Origin of the sequence: Pleurocapsa sp. FMAR1 (assembly GCF_963665995.1) — a bacterium.
Taxonomy (GTDB): Bacteria; Cyanobacteriota; Cyanobacteriia; order Cyanobacteriales; family Xenococcaceae; genus Waterburya.
This window is the reverse complement of record NZ_OY762512.1, coordinates 4,341,562-4,363,064: the sequence shown is the minus strand read 5'-3', so window position 1 is coordinate 4,363,064 and position 21,503 is coordinate 4,341,562. Positions and strand designations below refer to the sequence as shown.

The 21,503-nt window shown below is 40.4% G+C and carries 27 protein-coding genes and 3 pseudogenes; 12 read left to right on the top strand and 18 right to left on the bottom strand.

Annotated elements, in window-relative coordinates; all coding sequences use genetic code 11:
• Positions 1–56 precede the first annotated feature (56 nt).
• The 3 genes from SLP02_RS21295 (at position 57) to SLP02_RS21285 (ending at position 1,483) form a co-directional block, all read left to right on the top strand.
• Positions 57–218: a Clp protease N-terminal domain-containing protein gene (locus SLP02_RS21295; RefSeq protein WP_319422721.1), complete on the top strand. Its 162-nt coding sequence runs from the start codon at positions 57–59 to the stop codon at positions 216–218.
• On the top strand, positions 215–724 hold the full coding sequence (locus tag SLP02_RS21290; RefSeq protein ID WP_319422720.1) for a hypothetical protein: 510 nt from the start codon (positions 215–217) through the stop codon (positions 722–724). Before SLP02_RS21295 ends, SLP02_RS21290 begins: the two co-directional genes overlap by 4 nt.
• A 129-nt stretch (positions 725–853) precedes the next feature.
• Entirely contained in the window at positions 854–1,483 is a 630-nt protein-coding gene (locus SLP02_RS21285) for an SDR family oxidoreductase (protein WP_319423718.1), read from the top strand.
• 136 nt (positions 1,484–1,619) lie between these two features.
• Here SLP02_RS21285 and SLP02_RS21280 read toward each other — a convergent pair whose 3' ends face one another.
• On the bottom strand, positions 1,620–3,113 hold the full coding sequence (locus SLP02_RS21280; RefSeq protein WP_319422719.1) for a hydroxysqualene dehydroxylase: 1,494 nt from the start codon (positions 3,111–3,113) through the stop codon (positions 1,620–1,622).
• A 453-nt stretch (positions 3,114–3,566) separates the two neighbouring features.
• On the opposite strand from SLP02_RS21280, the gene SLP02_RS21275 reads away from it, so the two are divergent.
• The 3 genes from SLP02_RS21275 (at position 3,567) to SLP02_RS21265 (ending at position 6,375) form a co-directional block, all read left to right on the top strand.
• Positions 3,567–3,830: a helix-turn-helix domain-containing protein gene (locus SLP02_RS21275; RefSeq protein WP_319422718.1), complete on the top strand. Its 264-nt coding sequence runs from the start codon at positions 3,567–3,569 to the stop codon at positions 3,828–3,830.
• 39 nt (positions 3,831–3,869) lie between these two features.
• Positions 3,870–5,789, top strand: a complete 1,920-nt coding sequence (locus SLP02_RS21270) for a hypothetical protein (RefSeq protein WP_319422717.1) — start codon at positions 3,870–3,872, stop codon at positions 5,787–5,789.
• Positions 5,790–6,003: 214 nt separating this feature from the next.
• The gene (locus tag SLP02_RS21265; protein WP_319422716.1) at positions 6,004–6,375 is read left to right on the top strand and encodes a hypothetical protein; all 372 of its coding nucleotides are present in this window, start codon (positions 6,004–6,006) and stop codon (positions 6,373–6,375) included.
• 268 nt (positions 6,376–6,643) lie between these two features.
• Here the strand turns inward: SLP02_RS21265 and SLP02_RS21260 are convergent, their stop codons facing one another.
• Both SLP02_RS21260 and SLP02_RS21255 read right to left on the bottom strand, forming a co-directional pair.
• Positions 6,644–6,916: a hypothetical protein gene (locus SLP02_RS21260; protein WP_319422715.1), complete on the bottom strand. Its 273-nt coding sequence runs from the start codon at positions 6,914–6,916 to the stop codon at positions 6,644–6,646.
• Between the two features lie 77 nt (positions 6,917–6,993).
• Positions 6,994–7,455: a hypothetical protein gene (locus tag SLP02_RS21255; RefSeq protein WP_319422714.1), complete on the bottom strand. Its 462-nt coding sequence runs from the start codon at positions 7,453–7,455 to the stop codon at positions 6,994–6,996.
• A gap of 573 nt (positions 7,456–8,028) precedes the next feature.
• Here SLP02_RS21255 and SLP02_RS26835 point away from each other — a divergent pair.
• Positions 8,029–8,166, top strand: a pseudogene (locus tag SLP02_RS26835) (DUF1643 domain-containing protein); the annotation flags it as partial.
• A 293-nt stretch (positions 8,167–8,459) separates the two neighbouring features.
• On the opposite strand, the gene SLP02_RS21250 reads toward SLP02_RS26835, so the two are convergent.
• The 3 genes from SLP02_RS21250 to SLP02_RS21240 are packed head-to-tail and all read right to left on the bottom strand — an operon-like array spanning position 8,460 to position 9,206.
• On the bottom strand, positions 8,460–8,738 hold the full coding sequence (locus SLP02_RS21250; RefSeq protein ID WP_319422713.1) for an HAD hydrolase-like protein: 279 nt from the start codon (positions 8,736–8,738) through the stop codon (positions 8,460–8,462).
• A gap of 7 nt (positions 8,739–8,745) precedes the next feature.
• Complete coding sequence (locus SLP02_RS21245; RefSeq protein WP_319422712.1) at positions 8,746–8,973, bottom strand: HAD family hydrolase; 228 nt, start codon at positions 8,971–8,973, stop codon at positions 8,746–8,748.
• 20 nt (positions 8,974–8,993) lie between these two features.
• Positions 8,994–9,206, bottom strand: a complete 213-nt coding sequence (locus SLP02_RS21240) for a hypothetical protein (protein WP_319422711.1) — start codon at positions 9,204–9,206, stop codon at positions 8,994–8,996.
• A gap of 277 nt (positions 9,207–9,483) precedes the next feature.
• Here SLP02_RS21240 and SLP02_RS21235 point away from each other — a divergent pair, with 277 nt between their 5' ends.
• Together SLP02_RS21235 and SLP02_RS21230 are read left to right on the top strand one after the other, a co-directional pair.
• Positions 9,484–9,732 carry a DUF1643 domain-containing protein gene (locus SLP02_RS21235; RefSeq protein WP_319422710.1) on the top strand — a complete coding sequence of 83 codons (249 nt, stop codon included), beginning with the start codon at positions 9,484–9,486 and terminating at the stop codon, positions 9,730–9,732.
• A 166-nt stretch (positions 9,733–9,898) separates the two neighbouring features.
• A complete protein-coding gene (locus SLP02_RS21230) occupies positions 9,899–10,222 on the top strand; it encodes a hypothetical protein (protein WP_319422709.1) in 324 nt (107 codons plus the stop codon).
• A 1,168-nt stretch (positions 10,223–11,390) separates the two neighbouring features.
• On the opposite strand, the gene SLP02_RS21225 is transcribed toward SLP02_RS21230, so the two are convergent.
• The 11 genes and pseudogenes from SLP02_RS21225 to SLP02_RS21180 all read right to left on the bottom strand — a co-directional run bounded on the left by SLP02_RS21225 (position 11,391) and on the right by SLP02_RS21180 (position 18,557).
• A complete protein-coding gene (locus SLP02_RS21225; RefSeq protein ID WP_319422708.1) occupies positions 11,391–11,594 on the bottom strand; it encodes a hypothetical protein in 204 nt (67 codons plus the stop codon).
• A gap of 157 nt (positions 11,595–11,751) precedes the next feature.
• Positions 11,752–11,883: a hypothetical protein gene (locus SLP02_RS21220; RefSeq protein WP_319422707.1), complete on the bottom strand. Its 132-nt coding sequence runs from the start codon at positions 11,881–11,883 to the stop codon at positions 11,752–11,754.
• Between the two features lie 56 nt (positions 11,884–11,939).
• Positions 11,940–12,173, bottom strand: coding sequence for a Nif11-like leader peptide family natural product precursor (locus SLP02_RS21215; protein WP_319422706.1), 234 nt, complete (start codon positions 12,171–12,173; stop codon positions 11,940–11,942).
• Positions 12,174–12,359: 186 nt separating this feature from the next.
• Positions 12,360–13,163, bottom strand: coding sequence for an SDR family NAD(P)-dependent oxidoreductase (locus tag SLP02_RS21210; RefSeq protein WP_319422705.1), 804 nt, complete (start codon positions 13,161–13,163; stop codon positions 12,360–12,362).
• 234 nt (positions 13,164–13,397) lie between these two features.
• Positions 13,398–13,529, bottom strand: a complete 132-nt coding sequence (locus SLP02_RS26830) for a hypothetical protein (RefSeq protein WP_413467266.1) — start codon at positions 13,527–13,529, stop codon at positions 13,398–13,400.
• Between the two features lie 263 nt (positions 13,530–13,792).
• Positions 13,793–14,692 (bottom strand): competence protein CoiA family protein, encoded by a 900-nt coding sequence (locus SLP02_RS21205; RefSeq protein WP_319422704.1) that lies wholly within the window; start codon positions 14,690–14,692, stop codon positions 13,793–13,795.
• A 210-nt stretch (positions 14,693–14,902) separates the two neighbouring features.
• On the bottom strand, positions 14,903–15,934 hold the full coding sequence (locus SLP02_RS21200) for an SGNH/GDSL hydrolase family protein (protein WP_319422703.1): 1,032 nt from the start codon (positions 15,932–15,934) through the stop codon (positions 14,903–14,905).
• A 217-nt stretch (positions 15,935–16,151) separates the two neighbouring features.
• Positions 16,152–16,406, bottom strand: coding sequence for a hypothetical protein (locus SLP02_RS21195; RefSeq protein WP_319422702.1), 255 nt, complete (start codon positions 16,404–16,406; stop codon positions 16,152–16,154).
• Positions 16,360–16,739, bottom strand: a pseudogene (locus SLP02_RS21190) (filamentous hemagglutinin N-terminal domain-containing protein). The gene SLP02_RS21195 and the pseudogene SLP02_RS21190 overlap by 47 nt, the downstream one beginning before the upstream one ends.
• A gap of 634 nt (positions 16,740–17,373) precedes the next feature.
• A complete protein-coding gene (locus SLP02_RS21185; protein ID WP_413467411.1) occupies positions 17,374–17,709 on the bottom strand; it encodes a type II toxin-antitoxin system VapC family toxin in 336 nt (111 codons plus the stop codon).
• Between the two features lie 581 nt (positions 17,710–18,290).
• Positions 18,291–18,557 carry a hypothetical protein gene (locus SLP02_RS21180; RefSeq protein WP_319422700.1) on the bottom strand — a complete coding sequence of 89 codons (267 nt, stop codon included), beginning with the start codon at positions 18,555–18,557 and terminating at the stop codon, positions 18,291–18,293.
• 203 nt (positions 18,558–18,760) lie between these two features.
• On the opposite strand from SLP02_RS21180, the gene SLP02_RS21175 reads away from it, so the two are divergent.
• Positions 18,761–18,946, top strand: coding sequence for a hypothetical protein (locus SLP02_RS21175; RefSeq protein ID WP_319422699.1), 186 nt, complete (start codon positions 18,761–18,763; stop codon positions 18,944–18,946).
• Positions 18,936–19,142, top strand: coding sequence for a hypothetical protein (locus tag SLP02_RS21170; RefSeq protein ID WP_319422698.1), 207 nt, complete (start codon positions 18,936–18,938; stop codon positions 19,140–19,142). Before SLP02_RS21175 ends, SLP02_RS21170 begins: the two co-directional genes overlap by 11 nt.
• Before the next feature lie 525 nt (positions 19,143–19,667).
• On the opposite strand, the pseudogene SLP02_RS21165 reads toward SLP02_RS21170, so the two are convergent.
• Positions 19,668–19,832: pseudogene (locus SLP02_RS21165) on the bottom strand (dienelactone hydrolase); the annotation flags it as partial.
• Between the two features lie 122 nt (positions 19,833–19,954).
• Between SLP02_RS21165 and SLP02_RS21160 the strand changes: the two are divergent.
• Positions 19,955–21,499: an ABC transporter ATP-binding protein gene (locus SLP02_RS21160; RefSeq protein WP_319422696.1), complete on the top strand. Its 1,545-nt coding sequence runs from the start codon at positions 19,955–19,957 to the stop codon at positions 21,497–21,499.
• Positions 21,500–21,503: the final 4 nt, after the last annotated feature.

Below are 21,503 nucleotides of genomic sequence, written 5' to 3'. Positions count from 1 at the left end.
CTATTTGTCTAACCGAGCGATTAGCGATACATACCAAGAGGAAAAAAGTAAATACTATGGTTGTTAAGGTACAAAATAATTCGACGATCACACCAGAACATTTAATGCTGGGATTTTTAAGTCTTGGTGAAGGTGTTGCTGTTGAATTATTACGAGATTTGGTAATAGACACAGAAGCATTTCGTTCGCATCTAATCGAAGCACTATACGGAAAATGAACTCTGACTTGTTCAACGATTTTTGTCGCCGAGGCAGCGAAAGTAAACTGGAACTCATCGACGACAAATTAATTGTCGGTAACACCATAGTTGGCAATTGTCTGCTGTTACGCCAGATTCTTCAGGGCTGGGGAGCAGAAGCAGCAGTAGCCTTGGCTTCAATTTCCCTTTGGATTGAAGCTCTAGCAGCCAGTTTGGAACTTGACCAACGGTCAGAGCAGGCTCCGTCGTTTCACGGCGGAGTAATCTCTGACTCGGCAGAGATAAAACAAGAAGATTTACGCGGCACTATACTCGACTTAAAAGCGATCGCAGCAACTAAAGAATTTGCTCTTGGTGTTGAAGCTATAGAGCGTTTTGTTAGTAATAAACCGTTGAGGAAGGTTCATGAATGTATTGTGGCAGAGTTATGTTTCCGCTTATGGCAAACTTATCTTTCTAGTCACACCACCTTTAATTTTTCCAAATTACTCTTGGCAAATTTATGCTTTATTTTTGAACTTTAGGCAAAGTTATGATTTATTTTTAAAAACATTGATGTGTAGGGAACTACGAAAAACTAATACTTTGCTTATCTGAAATGGCAAGCTTATGGTTGATTAAGTGGCAAAGTTATGGTTTAAGTCACACCAGTTATATCAAGTAGATCTCAAGATAAATTAAATCACGTAGCAAACTCTATTGTAGGAAACGTTAAAGCGATCGCTGCTAATATATTAGACGAAAATTCTGTTGATGCTTTGTTCGAGCAAGTTGGCAGTTTTGACCATTTAGTTGTAACAGCCGTAGCTGATGAAAACTCTCTGCGTTCCTCTTTAGCAGACATGGACACAGAAACGGCTCGACGGGGCATGGAGAAATTTTGGGGAACATTTTTTGCAGCAAGAGCGGCAGTTAAAAATATCGCTCAGGATGGATCGATTACTCTAACTTCAAGTGTTTCAATCTTCAAGCCTTCAAAAACAGGAGGTGTTTCAGTAATGTCGGCTGCTAGTGGCGCAGTTGCGGTGTTTGGTCGAACTCTTGCAGCAGAACTTGCACCCATTAGAGTCAACGTAATTGCTCCTGGTGTTGTAGAAACAGGTGTATGGAGTAACCAAAGTAATTCTGAACGATCTGACTTGTTAGAGTGGGCAGAAAAATCACTTCGTGTAGAACACATTGGACAGGCAGAAGAACTGGCTCAGGCAATATTGAGCCTGATTACCAACTCATATATTACAGGAGTTGTTTTGCCAGTAGATGGTGGTCTGAGTATTACATAAATAAATATCGCCATTGCCTATGCTCAAATTTCTTTGGATAATATTCGATCTGGGTTTGCACATTGTTGCTACTGCACCTCACCCAATTGAGAACCGCTATATTCAATATGTATGTACTCGAAAATAGTTGTCAAAATTACCAAAATTTAGGTAAAAACTGAGTCCAGTCTCTGACAGTTTTATTAATAGTTCTAGCTACTTGGATATGGGGTTCGTCGGCTTCGATGGAAATAATATTTGCCTCGATACCCATGCCCAACTCTTTGATAACTAGATTTGCAGCTTCTAAACCCGTAACATAGGCTTTCTCTTGCGACCAAGAGCCGTGACGGGTGACAATCCAATCTCCACTCATGTATAGATTGGGAATATCGGTTTTAGCCGAGAGTAAATTTTGATAACTACCAGGGAAAAAGTGAGTGACACCTTCTTTGACGCGGATAACGCTGCTGTCTGTAACCTTAGCTGCACCAAAACCAGAGATGCAGGTAGCAAGATCGCGATGTACTTTATCAATAATTTGTTCGTCGCTCATCGATAACAGTTGGTTGGCATGATAAAAATCTGCTTCAATGACAGTATTTGGTTCGTTGTGATATTCATCATGAAGATCGTTGAGGTCGAAAAATGTCCAGCCAGTAGTAGCATCAAAGCCAAAACAAGCATTAGAAGGTAAGGGTATATTGATTTTGCGATCAAACCATAAACGGGTAGCTAAAACATCAATACCTTTTAAATTAGCCAAGTTACGGAATTGGGCATAATTACTAAGGGTGCTGCTGCTTTCTACAATCTTTTTCATTCCTGTAATGCTGATACTAGAAATAATTGCGTCGGCAGCAAAGAATTCATCGCCACATTTTACTCCTGTAGCTTTTCTGGCATCGTCAACCACAATATCGCTAACTCGTTTGTTGGTTAGGACTTTACCGCCAGCCCTTTCTATTTCGTCGATCCAGGGTTGAAAAATTTTTTCGCCGACAGTACCGCGACACCAGACCACATCAAAATCAGGCTGATGCGCCAAAATGAAATAGTAGAGCATTCCCAAGGCTGCTGCTGCGGAACATTGTTCTCCTGGAGCGAATAAACCCACCAATAGCATCGGTTCAAAGGATTCCTTGTAAAGTCTTTCTGATACCCCATACTGTTTAAATAATTCTCTGGCAGTCATTTTATCGTAACTAGCCCAAGCCTCATGAGAATTGTCAAAATCTATGATCGAATAGAGGAGAGGTAAAGCAGAAAGGCGATCGCTTAAAGGCAAACGTTTGAACTTAGTATAAATAAATGTTCCCAAAGGAGAAGGTAAACGAGGTTCATTTTGAAAAATGGGCGATTCTACTTCTAGACCCGCAGGGGAATATTGAGACGAACGGGTAAAGCGAGTAAAAGGATCGAGCTTTAATTGTTTAACTTTACTGAAAATATTGCGGTAAGGATACCAAAAACCATGAATTCCTCCTTCTACGGATCTGCCTCCTGGTGTCTTCCAACCCGCTACCAAACCCCCTGGATATGGTGCTGCCTCCAAAAGAGTAACATCATAACCTTGCTCGACTAAATGGGATGTCGCCCCCAAACCAGCCCAACCTGCGCCAATAACTATAACTTTTTTTGATTCTGACATCTTCATGGTGTGTGTTGATTAGACCGATAGATCGAAGCAAATAGGAAATTTCCAACTATACTTAACCTAATTATATTTGTGTAAAAAAATTTTCTCCCTCGAATTGATAAAAATGGCAACCCGTCACCCTACGGATCGCTATTTACTCTACAAAAAGTGTATTTACTTGGTATAAACATACTATAGGTAATTCACGAAGAGACGCTAGATATAGAAAAAGTCAAGCAAGAAACTATTAAATTCCGCTACATAGAGCGTAGACCGCTCAATATCAAATATTATTGTATTTTGCGGTAATTTAGCCAAAAGTAAGTCAATGTTCGGGGTAAATCACGATTACATCCGATTTAAATTGCAGTTATATTCGACAATATAGCGTTTACGAAATCAAACAATATATCAAATAACTATATAGAAGCTCAACATAACTTAAGTGAGCAAGCAATTGCAACTATGCGGTCAATAAAAATCAGCACGATGAAGCAACCTGAAGTGGGTGAGTTGATTCGTTCGCTTCGGCATGAATTGGAGCTTACACAGCAACAGTTAAGTGTCGAACTGGGAACAGTTACATCCACAGTTAATAGGTGGGAAATGGGTCATTCTCAACCATCGCCAATGGCTCTCAAGTTAATTGAGGCAAAGCTTACAGAGTTGGGGGAAAGAGGTGCGAAGTTGCGATCTCGCTTTGGCGAGGCGCATTCGCGATCGCGATAATTATTTAAATAAATAGTTTCATTGTTATGACACAAAAATATGAAACAATTTGCACCTAGCTTAGGAAGATTAGTAGTTGTGAGTTCTGTGGCTTTGGGTTTAGCTACAGTGGCTAGCTGGTATAACTATCGAGGCTACTGGCACGGGACAATTAGACGAGTTCAAACTGCTGATTTTAATATCCTCTCGCACGTCCTGCCGACTAAATTATCCTATGTTCTAATCAATCAAGACATAGAAGAGTTGCAGCGTAGCCTCAATAGTAACTATGGCTATTTCGGTATGATAGTGACCGATTGTGTAAAACAAGAGCCAGAGTGTTCTAACCAAAAGATTCTTTACTCTACCAATTCTAAATTTGGCTGGAAACAACAATTAGATTCTGAAGCACTATCAGGTTTGCCCTACAACACTTTAAAGAATCCGCCTCCTATACAAACTGAAGCTGGATTTAAAAGTGTGCGGGATGAATTTTGGAAGGCAACAGAAAATACTAACCAAGGACAAATTATTGGGCGAGTTTACTACGTGCGAGGTGTTCCACCCAAGTTTGGTGCTGACTTGGCAGATTGGATTAAAAAATTTCCTGTCAGTTTGTTTAAAGATAGTGGTGCTGACAAGTTTTATACTTTAATTTTTAGCCTTTTCTTAATGGGGGGATTAGCTACCTGGGCAGGGATCGAATTTGTTATCTACAGAAAACAAGTTCATGAAAAAATAGCTCGCGAAAGACAGGAAAGAGTAGATAAAGAAAAAGAACAAGCACTCTTTGAAGCTGTACGATTGAGACAAGAGTTAACCAGAAGAGAGCAAGAAATTTCTACACTTATTGCCCAAAGAGAAAAGATTTTAGCTGAATCGGAAATTATTCAAGATAAAACTCAACAACAAGCTCGACAGTTAGAAGATGAGATTATTCAAACTAAAAGTAAGCTACAGCAAAGCCAACAAAAATACGAACGAGAATTAGCAGCAGAACTGCGAGCTAAAGCTGAGACTAAAGAAATGTTACTGGCTCAGGAGCAAATAATTGCCCAACTTCAACAGAAACAACAGGAAAAGGTTCAAATTTCTGAACAGCTTCATTCTGAATTATCAGAAGCACAAAGTTGGCTAGAAGAACTTCAACAAGATCTATCAAAACAAACAGAGTTTGTAACTAAATTTAAAAAAGAGAATGTCAGTAATGAAGAAGCTTATCGACGAGAAATTTATTTAGGAGAACAAGCCTTAAATCAAGCACAAGAAGAATTAATCAAAACTCGAATAAATAACGAAAACCAAAAACAATTACTAGATACATTAAGGCTTGATAAAAATGAAGTAGATCGAAGATATCAAGCCTTAAATCACCAGCTTGAATCAAATGTTGAAAATGTTGAACAATTAAAACAAGAATTAGATGAAACAAAAACAGAATTAATAGAACAAAGAAATAATAAAGGTTGTCTTGAACTTTTTGAAGAAGATAATGAAAATCTTCGGCAAGAAAATGAAAGTTTAAAGATTAAAATAGATGAATTAGAAAGAAAAAAGTTTCAACAAGAATCCAGGTATAGAGATTATCAACAATATTGTGAACTCTTAAAAGAAAAAGAAGCAATTTATAAAAACCTAGAGATCTATGAAATTGATTTAAGTTCTAAAACTATAGCATTTGTAGGAGGGAAAAGAGACATAAGTGAAAGAATTGCGAAAGACCTTAAGAACGATTTTAAATTAAGAAAATTTATAGATATTCCTCCTATTTGGGAACAGAATATGAATTTTTCTCGCATAAATTCAAAAATAAGAAATGCTCATTTTATATTTCATTTTACAGGTACAAATAAGCATAATTCGCAAAATGTTCTAAGGCAAATAAAACATAGAATAGATGGTCAGATATTTCAAATTAATTCTACAGGATATACAGGAGGACTCAGGGATGTTTTAGAATGTTTAGCTGTCCAGACATAATACTGTTCTGCTTAACTTTTTCTTTTATTTAAAGTAAATAATTTATGGAGTAATAATATGGATTTTTACCCTTACGAACCATTCGACGATAATCAAGCCTAGAAAAAAGTTTGGGAATGGATAAAAGGTGCTTTTAAAGATGAAGAAGATGTAGCATAGTACAGATATTTTATTTTTACTAAAACTGGTAGGCTTAACCGAGTCTAAATTAAACATGACGCAAAAACTAATAGCTCAAGAATGGTTTAATGATTGTGAAGATAGAGAAACACGATTAAAGACTTTTCATGCGATCCAAGCGAAAAAATTGAATACAATAATACAACTTATAAAGCAAACTGAAGAAGCGAGCGAAATAGAAAAGTTAATTGATGAAGTTCCCTCTCTTTATGAAATAGCATACGATGTGCTTGAAAGCCTAAAGTGGAAAACTAATTTTGAATTAGGTGAAGAAATAGAACAACGCATTTTTGAGCAATCTGGTATTAGGATCGACATTCTCGATCATGAGTATCATCGAGAGTATCGAGATGCTAAGGATGCCATTGAGGAAATGTATCAGGATACCCATGAAAGATTATATTGATCGCAAGAAAGAGTAATCAATCAAGCATTAAAGAAAATAGATAATATAAACTTCAAGAAACTTTCACCTGAAGAGCAAGAAGAATTCCTAATCTAGCAAGAAATGGAAGAGATGCAAGAAGATTACGATCCCGTAGTGAGTGCATATATGTCTTGGGATGAAAACAACCAAGGTGAATTTTATTATATGGGTTAACTGCTGCGTGTTAGGTTAACACTTCAAAAATATTCTACAGCTAGAAAAACGTCAATAATTTTGTTTTTTATTTTCAATCATCTACAAAAGAATAGTTTCTTTTGGCATACTCAATGTCAAAGAGGACATTTGCTTCGTGTTCCCAATAACCATTCCAGAAAGCTTCTGAGTGAACTATTGCATGATATTTTAGCTTTCTTAGTCGAGTCGCTAACTGTTCGACTCGTTCGGCATCCGTGTCAGAAAAGACTACCTGATAGCAGTTATCTGAATCAGGCAGGAGAACGAAAACTCTGTACTTTAAGTTTTTCAAATTTTCTAAATTGGTTAGATTGTTTTGATTCATGTTTTGAGTTATTAATTATTAATCGATATCCTCCTACGCACTGAGCGCAAGAGGATATAGTATTGCGACAAGATGATTTATAAAATAATTAGTCTAGAACTACCTTCTCGATTTGGCTTGTCAATCTCGCCATAGAGAATATCTACCCACTCTCCATCACTGGGAAAGTGTTTCGGCTCGACACAAAATACCCAATAACGATAAATCTTAAGGCTCTTACGCACTTGATTAAAAGTTGGTTTTTGAGCTTGCTTGAGAATGCGATAGGCTCGATTTTCGTGACTTGTTAAGAATACTCCCACACGAGTAAATTTGCCCTGCCAGTCCTCTAAATTAATCACTGCATCTAAATAAAGCAACGACCAAACAGTATAAGGATCTTCGGGGTCTTGCCGATGAGCGATCGCTTTTGACCATCTATTAGTCAACTGGGTACTGACCAAAGTAGAAACTTTTTCAAAAGCTAAATCTGTATGATGATATTCGAGTAATTGAAGACGAGAAGCGACGGTGCGAAAACGTAAACCTAATAGAGACATTCATTTCCTCCTATTAATAGACACAATCAGCCCTTGGGACTGGTGAATAGGAGGGCAAAAGCCCTAAATATGTCTTAGCTCACGTCACTAAAAGAATAACGTCGCAATACAATAATACAACACTTTAAAATATAAATCAACAGAAATATATGACGAACAGTAATGCAAAGCGGAGCAGTAATTACAGGAGACTACCGCTACCTACTACGGCGTGAATGGGACAGTAGCAACACCCTCGACAGTCGCTACAACGGAGGGAACCTCCCTTCGGGTTCAGCACCCGTTAGCATTCCCTTGCGCCAGGCTCTAGAGAGCCTCGACGTTCTTTTGGAACGGCGGCACGCGAAACTCGTGCGCGACGCGGAGTCTTTCCTCAGTTTGCTTATGCTAGGGAACCTTTTCGACACTTTGCTCGCCCTCGACAACCAAGGGGTACCCCCCGCAGGTACCTCAACGGGGGTTTCCCCCGCAACGGTTTTGCGAAACAGCCTTGCAGGAGGGTTTCCCTCCGCAGAGGACTGTTGAGGGTGTCTCGCAAAACAGTTTCATTCATCGTGCTGCGATCCTTCTCGTGCCGATGCCCAAGTCAACGATCCGACTATCATTCGCTGTATCAACTTCGCTAAGTCTTGGGGCTATAGCAGATTAGAAGTAGTAAATCTGTTTGCTAGCTCGCACTCCCCACCCATCATTACTCAAGCAAGCAACTAAACCAATTGGCTCTGATAACTATCTCTATATCAAAGACAGTGTTTTCAAGAGCGATGCCTTCGGCTAGGCTTCGCCAATCGCGTCATTTTAGCCTGGGCAAATCATGGCATCTAACGAAATCAGGATTTATCTATTCTTCAGTTGTTGAAAAACCATACTTATCTCTACTCTTTAGGCATTACTAAAAGAGGTTCTCCCCGTCATCCTTTGTATCTTTGTCAAATAACTTAACCTTAAGTGTACGGTACTGTCGCAGTATAAATCCTATTTCTACATATTTAGCAAGCACCATATTAATCCAAGATTTGTTTTATATCTGTCACCGATTCCAACACTAGATCTGGTTCTACATCAGAACGCTCGACTAATTCTTGGCGATATTTACCTGTTTTGACTAAAATTCCCGTCAACCCTGCTTTTTTAGCTCTCACCATGACGACATTTTCTGCGGGTAGTTCTAGTTCGGCTAAGGCTAACTGAAAAAAAGAGTCAGAAGGTTTACCAACTACAGTTGCAGTTTTTCCACTGGCGTATTCCAAACCAGCGACAAAAGCTCCGATATCTAACTGCAAATCTCCTTCAGCTTGCCAGTATTTTCCTTTGTGCAGGGCAATTAGCGATCGCTCTATTAATTAACATCTTAAAGACCTTATTTATCATGAAGTAGTTCCAGCGATCGCCTATATCCCCAATCACAACTACATCTGGTTTTGTATCGGATTGAGAAAATTCGGCAAAATCGCTCTTTACATCCTCAGACAGCAGTAAATGACATGAGGGATTGTTTAATTGCCGTAAATATAGCACTGCTGCATAGGGTGCGCTAATTATTTCCGAAGTAAATATGGGCAGTCCTCAACTAGACTTCGATGAAATGTCTGACGGGATTTAGTAGTTGTATTGGTAACAAACCGACAGGGAAATTTAGTTTTAATCTTGTTAATAATTTCAACTGCACCATCAATAGGTTGGTTATCTGCATACAAAACTCCATTGATGTCGAACAGGATGCCTTTAATGTCAGAGAGAGCGTCTGTCATGGTATGGATGAAAAAAGGAAATATAACCAAGAGTCAGAGAAAAATAAACCTCAGCAATTGCTATTTACCATTTCTCCTTCTCAACTTTTCATTTTATGAGTGATGTATTTTCTTTGGCTGTCAAGATCGAACAATAATAGCCAATACTAGATTTCAACTGTCTTTTAGAGCGAGGTGTACACTATCATGATGAAAAATGGACATCAATACCAATCCTGAAATCCAAGAGTTTCTTCAAAAATATGTAAGTAATTTGTAGTTTACTATTTACTTGACTATGAAAGAGCAATCGCTGTATCAAAGACAGTGTTATGAAAAGCGATGCCTTCGGCTAGGCTTCGCCAATCGCGTCATCTTAGCCTGGGGCAATCATGGAACATGGCAAAAGCAAGATTTATATACTCTCTATCTACTAAAAAACCATACTCATCTTTACTCTTTGGGCATTACTAAAAAAGGTTGTCCCCGTCATCCACTGTATCTCCGTAAAACAACTAAGTCTCAGATATACGGTACTGTTGCGTAAAAAAAAGTTTAGATTTATTCAGTTTTCTTTCTATCGAGATTAGCTAGATTAGGATAAAGTCACACTAAAAATGTCAGCCACATCTTTAATCTCATTTATTAGCTACAGTTGTGTAGCACTTGTATCAGTAATATTCGGCTTAATCTACTTGACTAGAAGCCAGTTCATGCCCTATCACGCAGAAGCATTGAGCTTGTCATGGTCTAAGCTGGAAGAGAATATGCAGGTGTTAATTCTGGCTTTGATGAGAGCAGCAGGTGGAGGGTTTTTGGCTACGGGGTTAGCTATATTTGTCCTGTTGATTATTCCTTTTAGGACTGGAAACACATGGTCGGTCTATACAATTCCTGCTATCAGTCTTTGTACTTCAATTGGAACTTTATACGCGACGCTCTTGGTGAAAACTAAAACCCCTGGAACACCGCCAGTTATCCTTGGTTTTCTGGCTTTAGCATTGACTATTATCGGATTTATTTTCTCGATCATCTAAAATGATTTTCCCTCTCGAAATCCAAGAGTTTTTAGAAAAATACGATTGCGAAGCTAGAGCGGGTGAGAAAGGACTTGTCCGCATCTGCGCCGAATTTAGTTCGGCTTGTCTTGGTCAGCGTTCCCTTGAACTTCGGGTGTGGAACAGCGAGACAGTGTGGTCTTGCGACCAAGGACGCTTCGTCCGCAGGTGAGTCCGTTGCGCGGGTTTCCCGCGTTGAAGGAACTGTCGAGGGCGGGGGTTTCCCCCATGAACAACTGTCTCAAGACAGGCTCTTGAATAGAGAAGGCGCGTTTTGGGGCGAGGAAATGAGGGAAGACCCCGCGTCGCCGTAGGGCGCAAGGGAATGCTTCCCGATGCTCTCAGGCTCTATCGAGCCTCGACGTTGCTTTGCAACGGCGGCGGACGAAGCGTCCGCGAGAGCATATTCCACTCGCCCGTTGCGAGACAGTTGCGTTGCGGTGAAGCAGTTCGTTGCGAAGCAAAGCGTTGCGGAGGTTCCCTCCGAGTAGCGCTATTGCTGAGGGTGGCGGGGTTCCCCCGCTGCAGGCTGCAAAGCAGCGCACGTTGGAACGTGCCGCCTTTCCTCCCGTTAGGCGAGGCTCTCCAGAGCCTGTCGCTAGACGCGACTTGGGCGGTACCCCGCCCTGCGAAACTGCTGAACCATGCGCGGGGGGTTCCCCCCGTTGCGAGAAAGGACGCTTCGTCCGCATCTGAGTCCGTTGCGCGGGTTCCCCGCGTTGAAGGAACTGTTGAGGGCGAGCAAACTGTCGAGGTTGAGTAAGAGTATTCTTACTTCACTCTTCCGCCATCCGTTTCCACCCGCTCTGTCGGCGGCGCTGCTGAACCCTTTAGGGGGTCTGACCGCTGTTCCACACCCGCGCTTTAGGCATCGCATCTTCCTAGACGACCGAGGAGTTCTTAAACTACAATCTGCTGACTTTTATAAGACCATAGACAATGCCGATTTAAGAGTTTGGTCTATCTGTCGAGCTATTTATCAGCTACCCACAGTTGAACTAGTTGAATAGCTCAAGGATAACTTTAATCTCGACAAAGCCATAGAAATCGGTGCGGGAAATAACTATCTCTATCATCACCTGGGCCTCAAAGGCATTGATAACTATTCAGAGCAAATACCCGCAGTCAAGTTGGTTCGGCGAAATACTCAAACAACCTTCAACCAATCCGCTTCCTGTTGAGCTAGCCAGACACTATTACGACCTTCACCGTCGCCTGGAACAAGCACCTGCATTCTCGCGTAAATTCGTTCTTTTTGAGCGACGAGAAAAGCGTTGGGTTTTATGCCATAAGCATAGTCAGATTCACCATACCGTTTATCCCAGAATTCTTGGTTATGCTTTTTAAACACGATTTACACCTGAATAAAGTTGTATGGTTTGGTTCGAGTGCCATCAATAATATACCAATATTAAGATTTTGAATTTATAGCAAATAGCAATCTATTCTTGACTGTCTTCATAGGCGATAACATCACCCTGCTCGTTAGTTATGGCTTTTTTACCATCTTAATTAATTAATATTTCGTTACCAGCTTCATCTCGTTCTACTCTAAGAACAGTAACGCTTTTACCCGAATGTTCTGACCAATCTTGAATAGAAAAACCTGCTGCGGTTTCATCGGGATGTCTTGTAGCCATCTGCTGCCACGCTTTTTCTTCATTATGAGCGTGAATATAATACCCCTGTCTGGCGGTTATATCATCGCGTCCCTTACAGTCACAGGTATATGAGGCATTGCAGGTACATATGTATTGTATTTTAGCTCCTGGCGTAATTCGTTAGCAGTAAAATCGTATCCGTGTTCTTTAGCTAGATTGACCATAGCTGGCGTATCTTCTTTACCCAGAGCTTTAGTAAACTGCGATTTCAAATTTTCGTCTTGAAGAACAGCGATAAAAAAATTAAGGACTGATTGAGGTGCTGGCATGGGCTTTATTTGTAATTATTTCGTTTCAGTTAAACAAGTCCACAATAGTTTGATGTTGAAAAAGGATTGTCAGATGAAACGATGACTATATGCGTAGCGGTATCCCCGATAGACGGTTAGCTACGCGATCGCGCTTTGTTGAACTGACTTATTAATTAAGAAATAGTCGCTGTGGGTTGGTGTTTATTACGTACCTACCGTGGCTACCGATCCACCGTCAACTCGATAATTTGAACCAACTACATAGCTGGACTGCTGAGAACAAAGAAAGGCAATTACCGCAGCCACTTCTTCCACTTTACCCCGACGGCTTAGTTCGATGTGTGGACGTTCTTCTTCTAAAAACGTTTCTACTGCTTTTTCAAAGCTGATTCCTCTCTCTTCGGAGCGTTTTTCCATCATCGCATTGGTCATCGGTGACTCAACATAGGCAGGAGATACAGTATTAACTAACACACCATCTTTGGTATAAGCCTTAGAGAGATTCTTAGCAAGATTTAACACTCCTGCTTTCATGGCACAATAAGGCATATCATCAATATAGGGATTTACTGCATCTTCCGAACCCAGCAAAATTACTCTGCCCCAACATTTTTGCTGCATGGAAGGGATAAAAGCCTTGCAGACGCGCACCACACCCATGAAATTAATCTCTAGGGTTTCGTACCAGTCCTCTTCAGTCAAGCCCAAAAAGTCTCCAGTCGCGCCAGTAATACCCGCGCAGTTTACCAAAATGTCAACCGAGCCATAATGGTCGATAATCTTCTGCTTTGCTGCTTCAACTTCTACCATCTTAGTCATGTCAGCTACAACTGGTATTGTTTCAGTCTGTTTGGATAGTTCTTGTGCTGCTGCCTCCAACTTTGACCGTGTTCTACCGACTAGAGCTAGTTTGACACCTTCGGAGGCTAATAAATCTGCGGTGGCTTTACCTATACCAGAACCGCCACCAGTGATTACAGCGACCTTATCTTTGATTCCAAAATCCATATTTATCTCTGCCAGAAAATTAACTATCTAACGCTGAATTACGTCATCGTCTGATTCTACGTCTAATTCTTCACAGCGGATAGTTTCAATGCGCGAATATGGTGTCATTCATTCAAAACTTCAAAGCGAATCTGAACCTCTTGGTGGTCAAAGTAATCAACCAGTACGGTGATGAAGTTTTGAAAGTTTATGAAGTGTAGCGGTTATGTGACCCGTAGCTAGAGCGATCGCTTTTCACCACAATGGCAATTGACCTTCACTAACTGGACTATATTTGTCCCTGTGCAAGCTCAAATGGCACACAGCACAGACCGCCTGAAGGTTGGAAACTTGATTGTTCTTTGTGTCGTGATTGCGATGATGCACCTGAAAAATATCCGCCGTCCATTGAGAACGAGTTAAACTATCTGGTTTTAGATGCGGCTAAAGCCTTTCTCCTGGCTTGTAGCATTTCTTGCCACAGCAACTACACTGCCGATTGCCTACGGCAATCCGACATCGCAAAGCGATGGCGAATCGCTCCACGCGATTGCAGCTTTTTTTACTGACAATGCTAGGCTGTTCCAATTATCGGGGTAAAGACTCGGATTTATGGGCATCTTAAAAAGCGATCGCCGAACAAAATCATCTTAAGGAATTAGATTATATTCTTCTTTGTAAATTGATAATTCTGACTCTTCTAAAATCTTCGGCTGCATAGAACACAAATCCTCGAACACTGTCTCAACATCTTTGAATTTATAATATTCGGTTAGTTTGCCGATACGGTAATTAAACTTTGTATAGCGATGCTTGAAGTATAGTTCTGCATTACCCCTGTGTTGCCAAATACCTAGTACATCAATACTTATGTCTGAATAGTGTTGCTTTAAATCTCGTTCAATTTCAGGTATGCGATCGCTGATATCTCTACTCGTCACGCCTATCTTATGCAGAGTTTTACCATCGCACTTTATTTGAAGAAAGTAGAGAGTAAATCGAAGTATGCGTTGTAACTGTAGACGATAAATGTTTAAATCGGCTAGTTTTTCCTCTAACAACTCTCCTCCAATCGCTTTAGCCATGAACATTGAGTTCTTCAATCTATCAAGTTCGGACAGTATTAACGGTTCTTGTACGGCATTAAACTCTGATAAAGATAGTCCACCGACGGGAATTTTACCCAGGTCAGTAAAATAATAGCCTTGAGGTGTCCAGCTAAATAGCTTTTTCATCTCCAGTTCAAAGGGAACAGTGATAATAGCGTAGTCCGTGTGTCCGTATTCGCTCCACAGGTCTTTTAGTAGCTGAAAGTGTTTTGCCGATAGCTGAAGGTGAAAGTTATCGTATAACGGTAATGATGGTAATTTACCTTTTCTGACTCTAAGACAGGTTTCTCCACTGTGGGCGAAGTGGTGTTGTTTAATTTTGCCTTTCTTGGCTGTTAAATCGCGATCGCAAAAAGGACAGACTAAGTTAGTTTTGCCTGAAGTAACTTCGGAGATTGTGATTAATTCGCCTTTGGGGTTGACCCCATGTTTGAGCCACATTGATTGAGAACAAAATTACTGAGTAAACAGGTACATAGTAGCCTCGAACTAATAAAGTGATAATCTATACATCAGATGATTTTGGCTCGGACAGCTAAAAAACAGCTTTTTGCAGTCATTCTCAACCTCAACTTCAGTCTCAGTTAGATATTAATAGAAAGTATCGCGGTGTTGTCTATGATGACTAAAGCTTTGCCTATGATGCACAAGCTACATTGAAAATTCCGCAGTCAAGGTTGTCAAGGCAAAATCGTTGATGATCTCGTGTCCTACTACGGTTGGATGAACCGTATCATAGAAAAGATACTCATCAACATTAGCACCAACAGTAGGCGTTAGAGTTGTGGGGTCTAGATAAGGGTCACTTACGTTGATTAAACCGTAATCACTGGGATTTTCTAGAACATCGTCAAAAAGAGAGTTGAGGTCGAGGATAACAATATCAGCACCCGTTAGCGAGTCGTTCAATTCATTAACAGTTTCTTCTAAAAAGCTGTTGTGAGTTTCAGTTAAATTGGCTAAAGAATCAGCTAATTCTGAGGGGGTTGCAGGAAGTTCTCCCAAATCTCCCAAATTAGAAACTAAAAAGTCACGCGCTCCGATATCGTATAGAGACTCTATTTCTGACTCTATGTTATTGACGACATCTTCAGGATTAACACTAAGATCGCTATAGTCATTTCTGCCACCTGATATTATATAAAGAGCATTAGAATCGGCTGTTTTATTTAATAGTTGATGGTCGTCAATGAACCATTCTACTTGTTGCTGTATTCCTGGGATTAAATCTCCAAACTCACCCGCTCCGTTTTCCCCAGTTTGTGCGCCGCCGAAAGCAAAATTAACGCTTTGTTTAGTAGTATTGCCATCAAAGTAAGGACTAACCTCTAAATTTAATCCGTTATCAAAATCAAGTGTCAAGGGAAAATCAAGCTTGCTATCAGGAAAAAGTCCTGAAAGTTCGGTAGAGGGGGTTACGTCAAGCTCTAGTTCTGCTGCTAATTGTTCGACCCAAACCAAACCATTAGAGAAGCGTCCTTCAAAGTATGGCGGAGTTGGCGGAGTAATCGGAATATCTAAACCCAAAAAGTCTTCAAATGGTTGTATGGCAGTGGTTGCGTTGAAGATATTTCCTGGGTCGGAAAGACTATCGCTAAAAACGTATAATTTATCAAATTCTGGTAATTCGTCAGAATCGAATTTGTTGTTATCTATAACACTATTAATTTGACTGTCAAACATACTATTTAATCAAATTGAATTGAGGGATAAGCCTGAGCCTCGACCATAATACTAAAGAATAGAGGTGTCTGAATACTTTTAGTTATAATTTGAGATCTATCTTTAAGAAGCTGATGCTAGGTTTACTTCTAAATCTGACCAAATGGTTTACCGTATCTATGCCAGTTCTCTTTATTAAACGGAGACTGCCACCTGTTAATCAATTCTCGCTTCAACTTCAATCGACTCGTGCGTAGCGAAGCCATGCCGTAGGCTTATCGCTTGGTGTATCGTACCAAAAAGCACTACACATTTTAACTTCTAAGTCATGCTTGCGGTGCAGTTCGACATAATTCATAAAGTAGTTTTTACAGTCATGAGTACTATTCCATCTCCGCTTGGCTGTCTGCATAGTCTCGCCCGCATATAGCAGCAGGGGCAGAGCATTATCGATGATGAAGTAAACACAAATCTTTTCTTGATGTTCCTGCATTATTACCAAGCTGAACGCCCAAAGGTATTTCCATTGAGAGAATTGTATCTTGGGGTGCTATTGCACTATAGTTGGCATCTTCAAAATTTATTGCTTCAGCCTCTGCCACCGAAAAAGTGCCGCCGATGTCAAGGCTAGCATTTGGTCCAAAGGCAATGCCGTTGGGATTAATCAAAAATAGATTGCCGTACCGTTAGCGCTAATTAAGCCATCAATTAAAGAAAGATTTATCCCCGTAACTCTTCCTAAGATATTTGTAATGTTGGCATCATTGTTAAAAGATGCTGTTTCACCATTATCTACATTAAATTCTTCAACTAAGTCAGCATTCAGATGCAGACATTCGTTGCTCTGTGGTCAGAAATGCAAATTGCCCTGAAGCTCTAATCGCAGAACTAGCAGACATGTTCGCAATCGAGTCAGAAGATATCAAGCCTCTGCTAGAAGAACCAACCTAGTTTCTTTTTTCATGGCAAGCCTATTTCAGCGTAAAGTCTTACAACGGAGTGCTTAGAAACAAAACCTGCTTTTCTTGACATACTTGCTCTTTGTACGGCGCGTTTTGGGGTGAGGAAATGCTTCAAGCAAGGCGAGAGCTTCGACTTCCCAAAGGGAAGGCGGCGGACGAAGCGTCCGCGGAAGCATATTCCACTCACCCGTTGTAGGAAGCTTCTGTCCCAAAAGCCGCATGACCGAAACCAACAAGACCCGTCGCTCTTGTATGAAGCTTCCTACAAAAAAGCCGACGTGCAGTGTGTCGCTTCTCAAGCTAAAAAACAACCTAAACAGGTTGTTTTTTTTCTTTTGGTTAGGATATCGTTATCCTAAATAATCTTGATTTCATTTGCGAAAAGTTTTTAGTCTTTAACTGGCAAGCGTAATACTTAATCCTTGAGACTGATAACTGACCAAGGGGTACCCCCCGCAGGTACTAATAGCTAGCAAGCGTGGTACTTACTCCTTGGAATTACTGCATTGCCGTTTGTCCCGTCAAATTAATAGTATCCTGTGGAAATTCCTTGAGAATCTCTTTATCGTTGGTGACAAGCTTGCATGATAGCTGCCGAGCAAGAGCCACATATTCGCAGTCATAAGCAGAAAGAGAACATGAGTTTGTTAGCTTCAAGATATCACCAGAGTCAAGTTCAAATTCATTACCCTGGAGAAGCTTACATGCACTATCGATGCAGCTTTGGCATTCCTCTAACCTAAGAATATTTCGCCTGAGATAGACTGTGAGAATACTACTAAATTCTGAGCGCCAGAGATATGGAGCCACCCAGACGGGATCTTTTTCATAAATTGCTCTGGTCTGCTGAAGTTTACTATCCTTCTATATATATATAGGTAGGCGATAACGTTAGTATCGACAACAATCACTTTATGCTCTACCTTGATTTTTAAAATTCTCTAGCTCGGATTCTGTTAAATAATGTGCCTTCGTTTTTGCTCTTAAAGAGTCAATGCTACTAAGAGTTGGAATTTTACGCCGAGAAGGATTTAATTTCTGCTCAAGCTGAAAAATGATTTCAGAGTTCATACTCCGACGAACGCGAAGCGCGTTCCGACTCGCTCAAAGCGAGGCGAATCGGCAGAGCCGATTACTAATAGAACTAGCATGAATTTTCTTTATCAGGCTATCGGGAATATTCTTGACAGTTATACTCTTTGAGATGGTTGCATTTTGGATATTTATTAATTGTACCTTTTTTCTATTCACAGGAAAAAAAGATATAACTGTACGGTATATAACCGATTGGAGCAGTCGCCAAAATGGCAGTAAGGTTAAGAAAGTGGGGCAACAGTATTGGATTACGGATACTAAGCTACCTCGTAAAAAATTGGAACGTTGATGTTGCGGACTCTATATGGTTGTTACCGAAATCACGACGATTTGGTCACATTGTTATTTACCATCGTCATAGTTGAGGCTGGTATCTTTGCCGAACCATAGAGGTTATACCTTCCTGCTTTCTCAATCCTAACTAGACAAGGATATCGTCTCAAGGAAGAAAAAGAACAAATTTTGTTTTCGCTTTTACATTCATCCTCATAGTGAGTTTGCCAGACTCTTGGAGTCAGCATCTGGAGTTCGGGATGACTAAAAATGAATTGAGCCATTGACATTACACTGTTGTTACTTTCGTTCATGGTTTAACTAGTTATAGGTGCTAAATACAGTTCATATCATACAGCAAATTTAGCTAAAAACGCTAGTAAATTACTAGTAAACCGTGACTCAATAAAAAGAGTTATCTAGACACCCCGCTTCAGAACTTGCAAGATAAGACTGACGTAATGTGTTGAGAACTAGTATCTTGGAGCCAATTGATTACTGTAGAGCATGGGTCGAATTGCCGCCAGAGCAGAGAGGCTACCGTAAAGCCTGCATCGAACAACTGGCGAAAGCAACTGGTTTGAGCGAGACTACTATTGCCAACTGGGGCAAAGACTTTGAAAAGCGCCCAGACTATATAGTTCATACTCTCTCAATCGCCAATAAACTCAATCGTATTCGTCAAATTATCGATGAACCTTAGCTATGCTATCTTTAAGAAAATTATTGTTAGCAAATTACTAGTAATTTTAACTGCTCTTTTAAACGATTATAGTCGAGGATTTGAGTATCCTTTTTTGAATGATGCGATCGCTACACCGAATCATCTATCCAGTCACAGTGAACAGGTAAATTATTTTCAGCAAACTTATGTGTGCATTGAGGGCAAACGCCAGTGAAGAATGGATGATTATCTAATATTTTTGTTTGTTCTGACTGGCTGTAACGAGAATGTCTATTAGCAATCAGTTCGCCACCATACCAGCTATAACCTTGTGGACTCCATTTTTCTTCTATGTGTGCATTTGGGCTGGCTCTGAAATCCAAGCATTTATCAGTCTCTTAAATATCAATCAAATGCTTATCATCCCGCAATTATGCAATGCCAGATAATCTATTTACTTTCGTTCAATTGACGTACTACTCCACCGTGAGCTTCAACTATAGCTTCTGCCATTTGCTTTGAGGCAAATTTATTAGCTTTTTCTATCCCTGGCTGAAACTTACCCGAAAGGGTTAAATAGTGAGTGAAAATGCCTACTTTTTTTCAACTATCCACATAGGGCGTAGCGAAGCCATGCGCCCTAGCTTTCACGACTTAATTCAACAAAAATATGAGTGATGTAACAATCTTATTTGAAAGCATCGAAGCAGCAAAAGAAGCCTTTACGACTCTTAAACTAATGATTGACGTAAGCTAATCCTTCTCCCATTAGATTTCGCAATTGTTCTGCTGGTTGAGTAGCTTGAAAGTCCAAAAATGCTCTGCCCGTGGTCGAGTCGAAAGGGTTGGCAAAAGAAAAATGATTTGCTCCTTCAATAAGAAGCAAATAACTATTACCTCTATCCCCTGCGATCGCTTCGGTAAAGATACCTTAATTCAGTTTGTGTCTACTTAGAGTTTTGTAATTTTAAACACATAATTTTTAGCTTGATTCTGTCAATCTAAAACCCATCAGAATAAAGCCATTACATTAATGGAGGTAATTTAATGGAGGCTATGACTGCAAGCAACCAAAAGCAGACCACGATGCTTCCAGTATTAGAGGCGGTTAATATGTCTAAGCGGTTTGGTAGTTTTGTAGCTCTCGATCGCGTTACCTTGAAAATAAAGCCTGGAACGGTTCATGCTTTATTAGGAGAAAACGGGGCAGGTAAAAGCACTCTGGTTAAGTGCATTATGGGTTTTCATCAGCCTACGGAAGGTGAAGTAGTTATTGACGAGCGAGCGCGTCAAATTAATAGTCCCCGTGATGCTCACAAGTACAGCATTGGTATGGTTTACCAACACTTCACTTCTGTACCTGCCATGACCGTAGCGGAAAACTTGGTACTTTCGCGTTACGATAAGACTCAATTGATTAACTGGAAACGAGAGTCCGAAAATTTAACAGAATTTATGGCAGGCTCACCTTTTAAGGTGCCTTTAAATGTTCGGGTGGCTCAATTAGCTGCGGGACAAAAGCAGAAATTAGAAATTCTCAAACAGATTTATCTTCAGAGTCGCATTTTAATTTTAGACGAACCTACTTCTGTATTAACTCTTCAAGAAGCAGACGAGGTATTAGGTTTGCTGCGAGAAGAAGTAACTGCTGGCAATTTAAGTGTTTTACTGATCACTCATAAATTTCGCGAAGTAATGGCTTTCTGCGATGAAGTCACCGTGTTGCGAAAAGGCAAGTTGGCGGGAAATGGCTTAGTCAAGGATCTAAATATTTCTGACTTGGCGGAAATGATGATGGGCGAAAAACGCGAGGTGCAGCAGATCGAAAAAACAGTAACTTCTGCTAGTAAAACTGTTATAGAAATGAAAAATATTTGCGCCAAGCGAGATGATGGACTTCTAGCAGTTAAAGGAATAAATCTAAAAGTGAATAGCGGTGAAATTGTCGGGATTGCTGGAATATCGGGGAATGGGCAAAAAGAACTGGTGGAAGTATTATCAGGTCAGCGTTCGGCAACTTCGGGGACAATTTTAGTTAACGATGAAATCTATCAGGCAACTCGGAAAGAAATGTTTCGTCACCAGGTTTTTTCCCTGCCAGAAGAACCATTACAAAACGCTTGTGTTCCTAATATGAGTGTTGCCGAAAACATGGCACTACGAACATTCGATCTCCCTCCCCAATCTCAAGGTGGATTTTTAATTTTAAAAGCTATTCGCCAGGCTGCTAAAAGCCTAATTCAAACCTTCTCCGTCAGTACTCCATCTCCAGAAACTCCCATAGCCAATCTTTCAGGGGGAAACGTCCAGCGTGCTGTATTAGCCAGAGAATTATCTTCTCCTAAAATTGAGTTATTAATTGCAGCTAATCCCTGCTTTGGTCTAGATTTTGGTGCGGTAGATTTTATTCATCGCTCAATTGTAGAAGCTAGAAATCGAGGCGTAGCCGTACTGCTTGTCAGCGAAGACTTAGACGAACTGCTCAAGCTGTGCGATCGCATTTTTGCCATTAGCGAAGGAAAGCTGGTTTATGAAAGTGCGGCTGCTGAAGCAGACCTTAACACTATTGGTCAACGCATGGCGGGATATTAGTTTT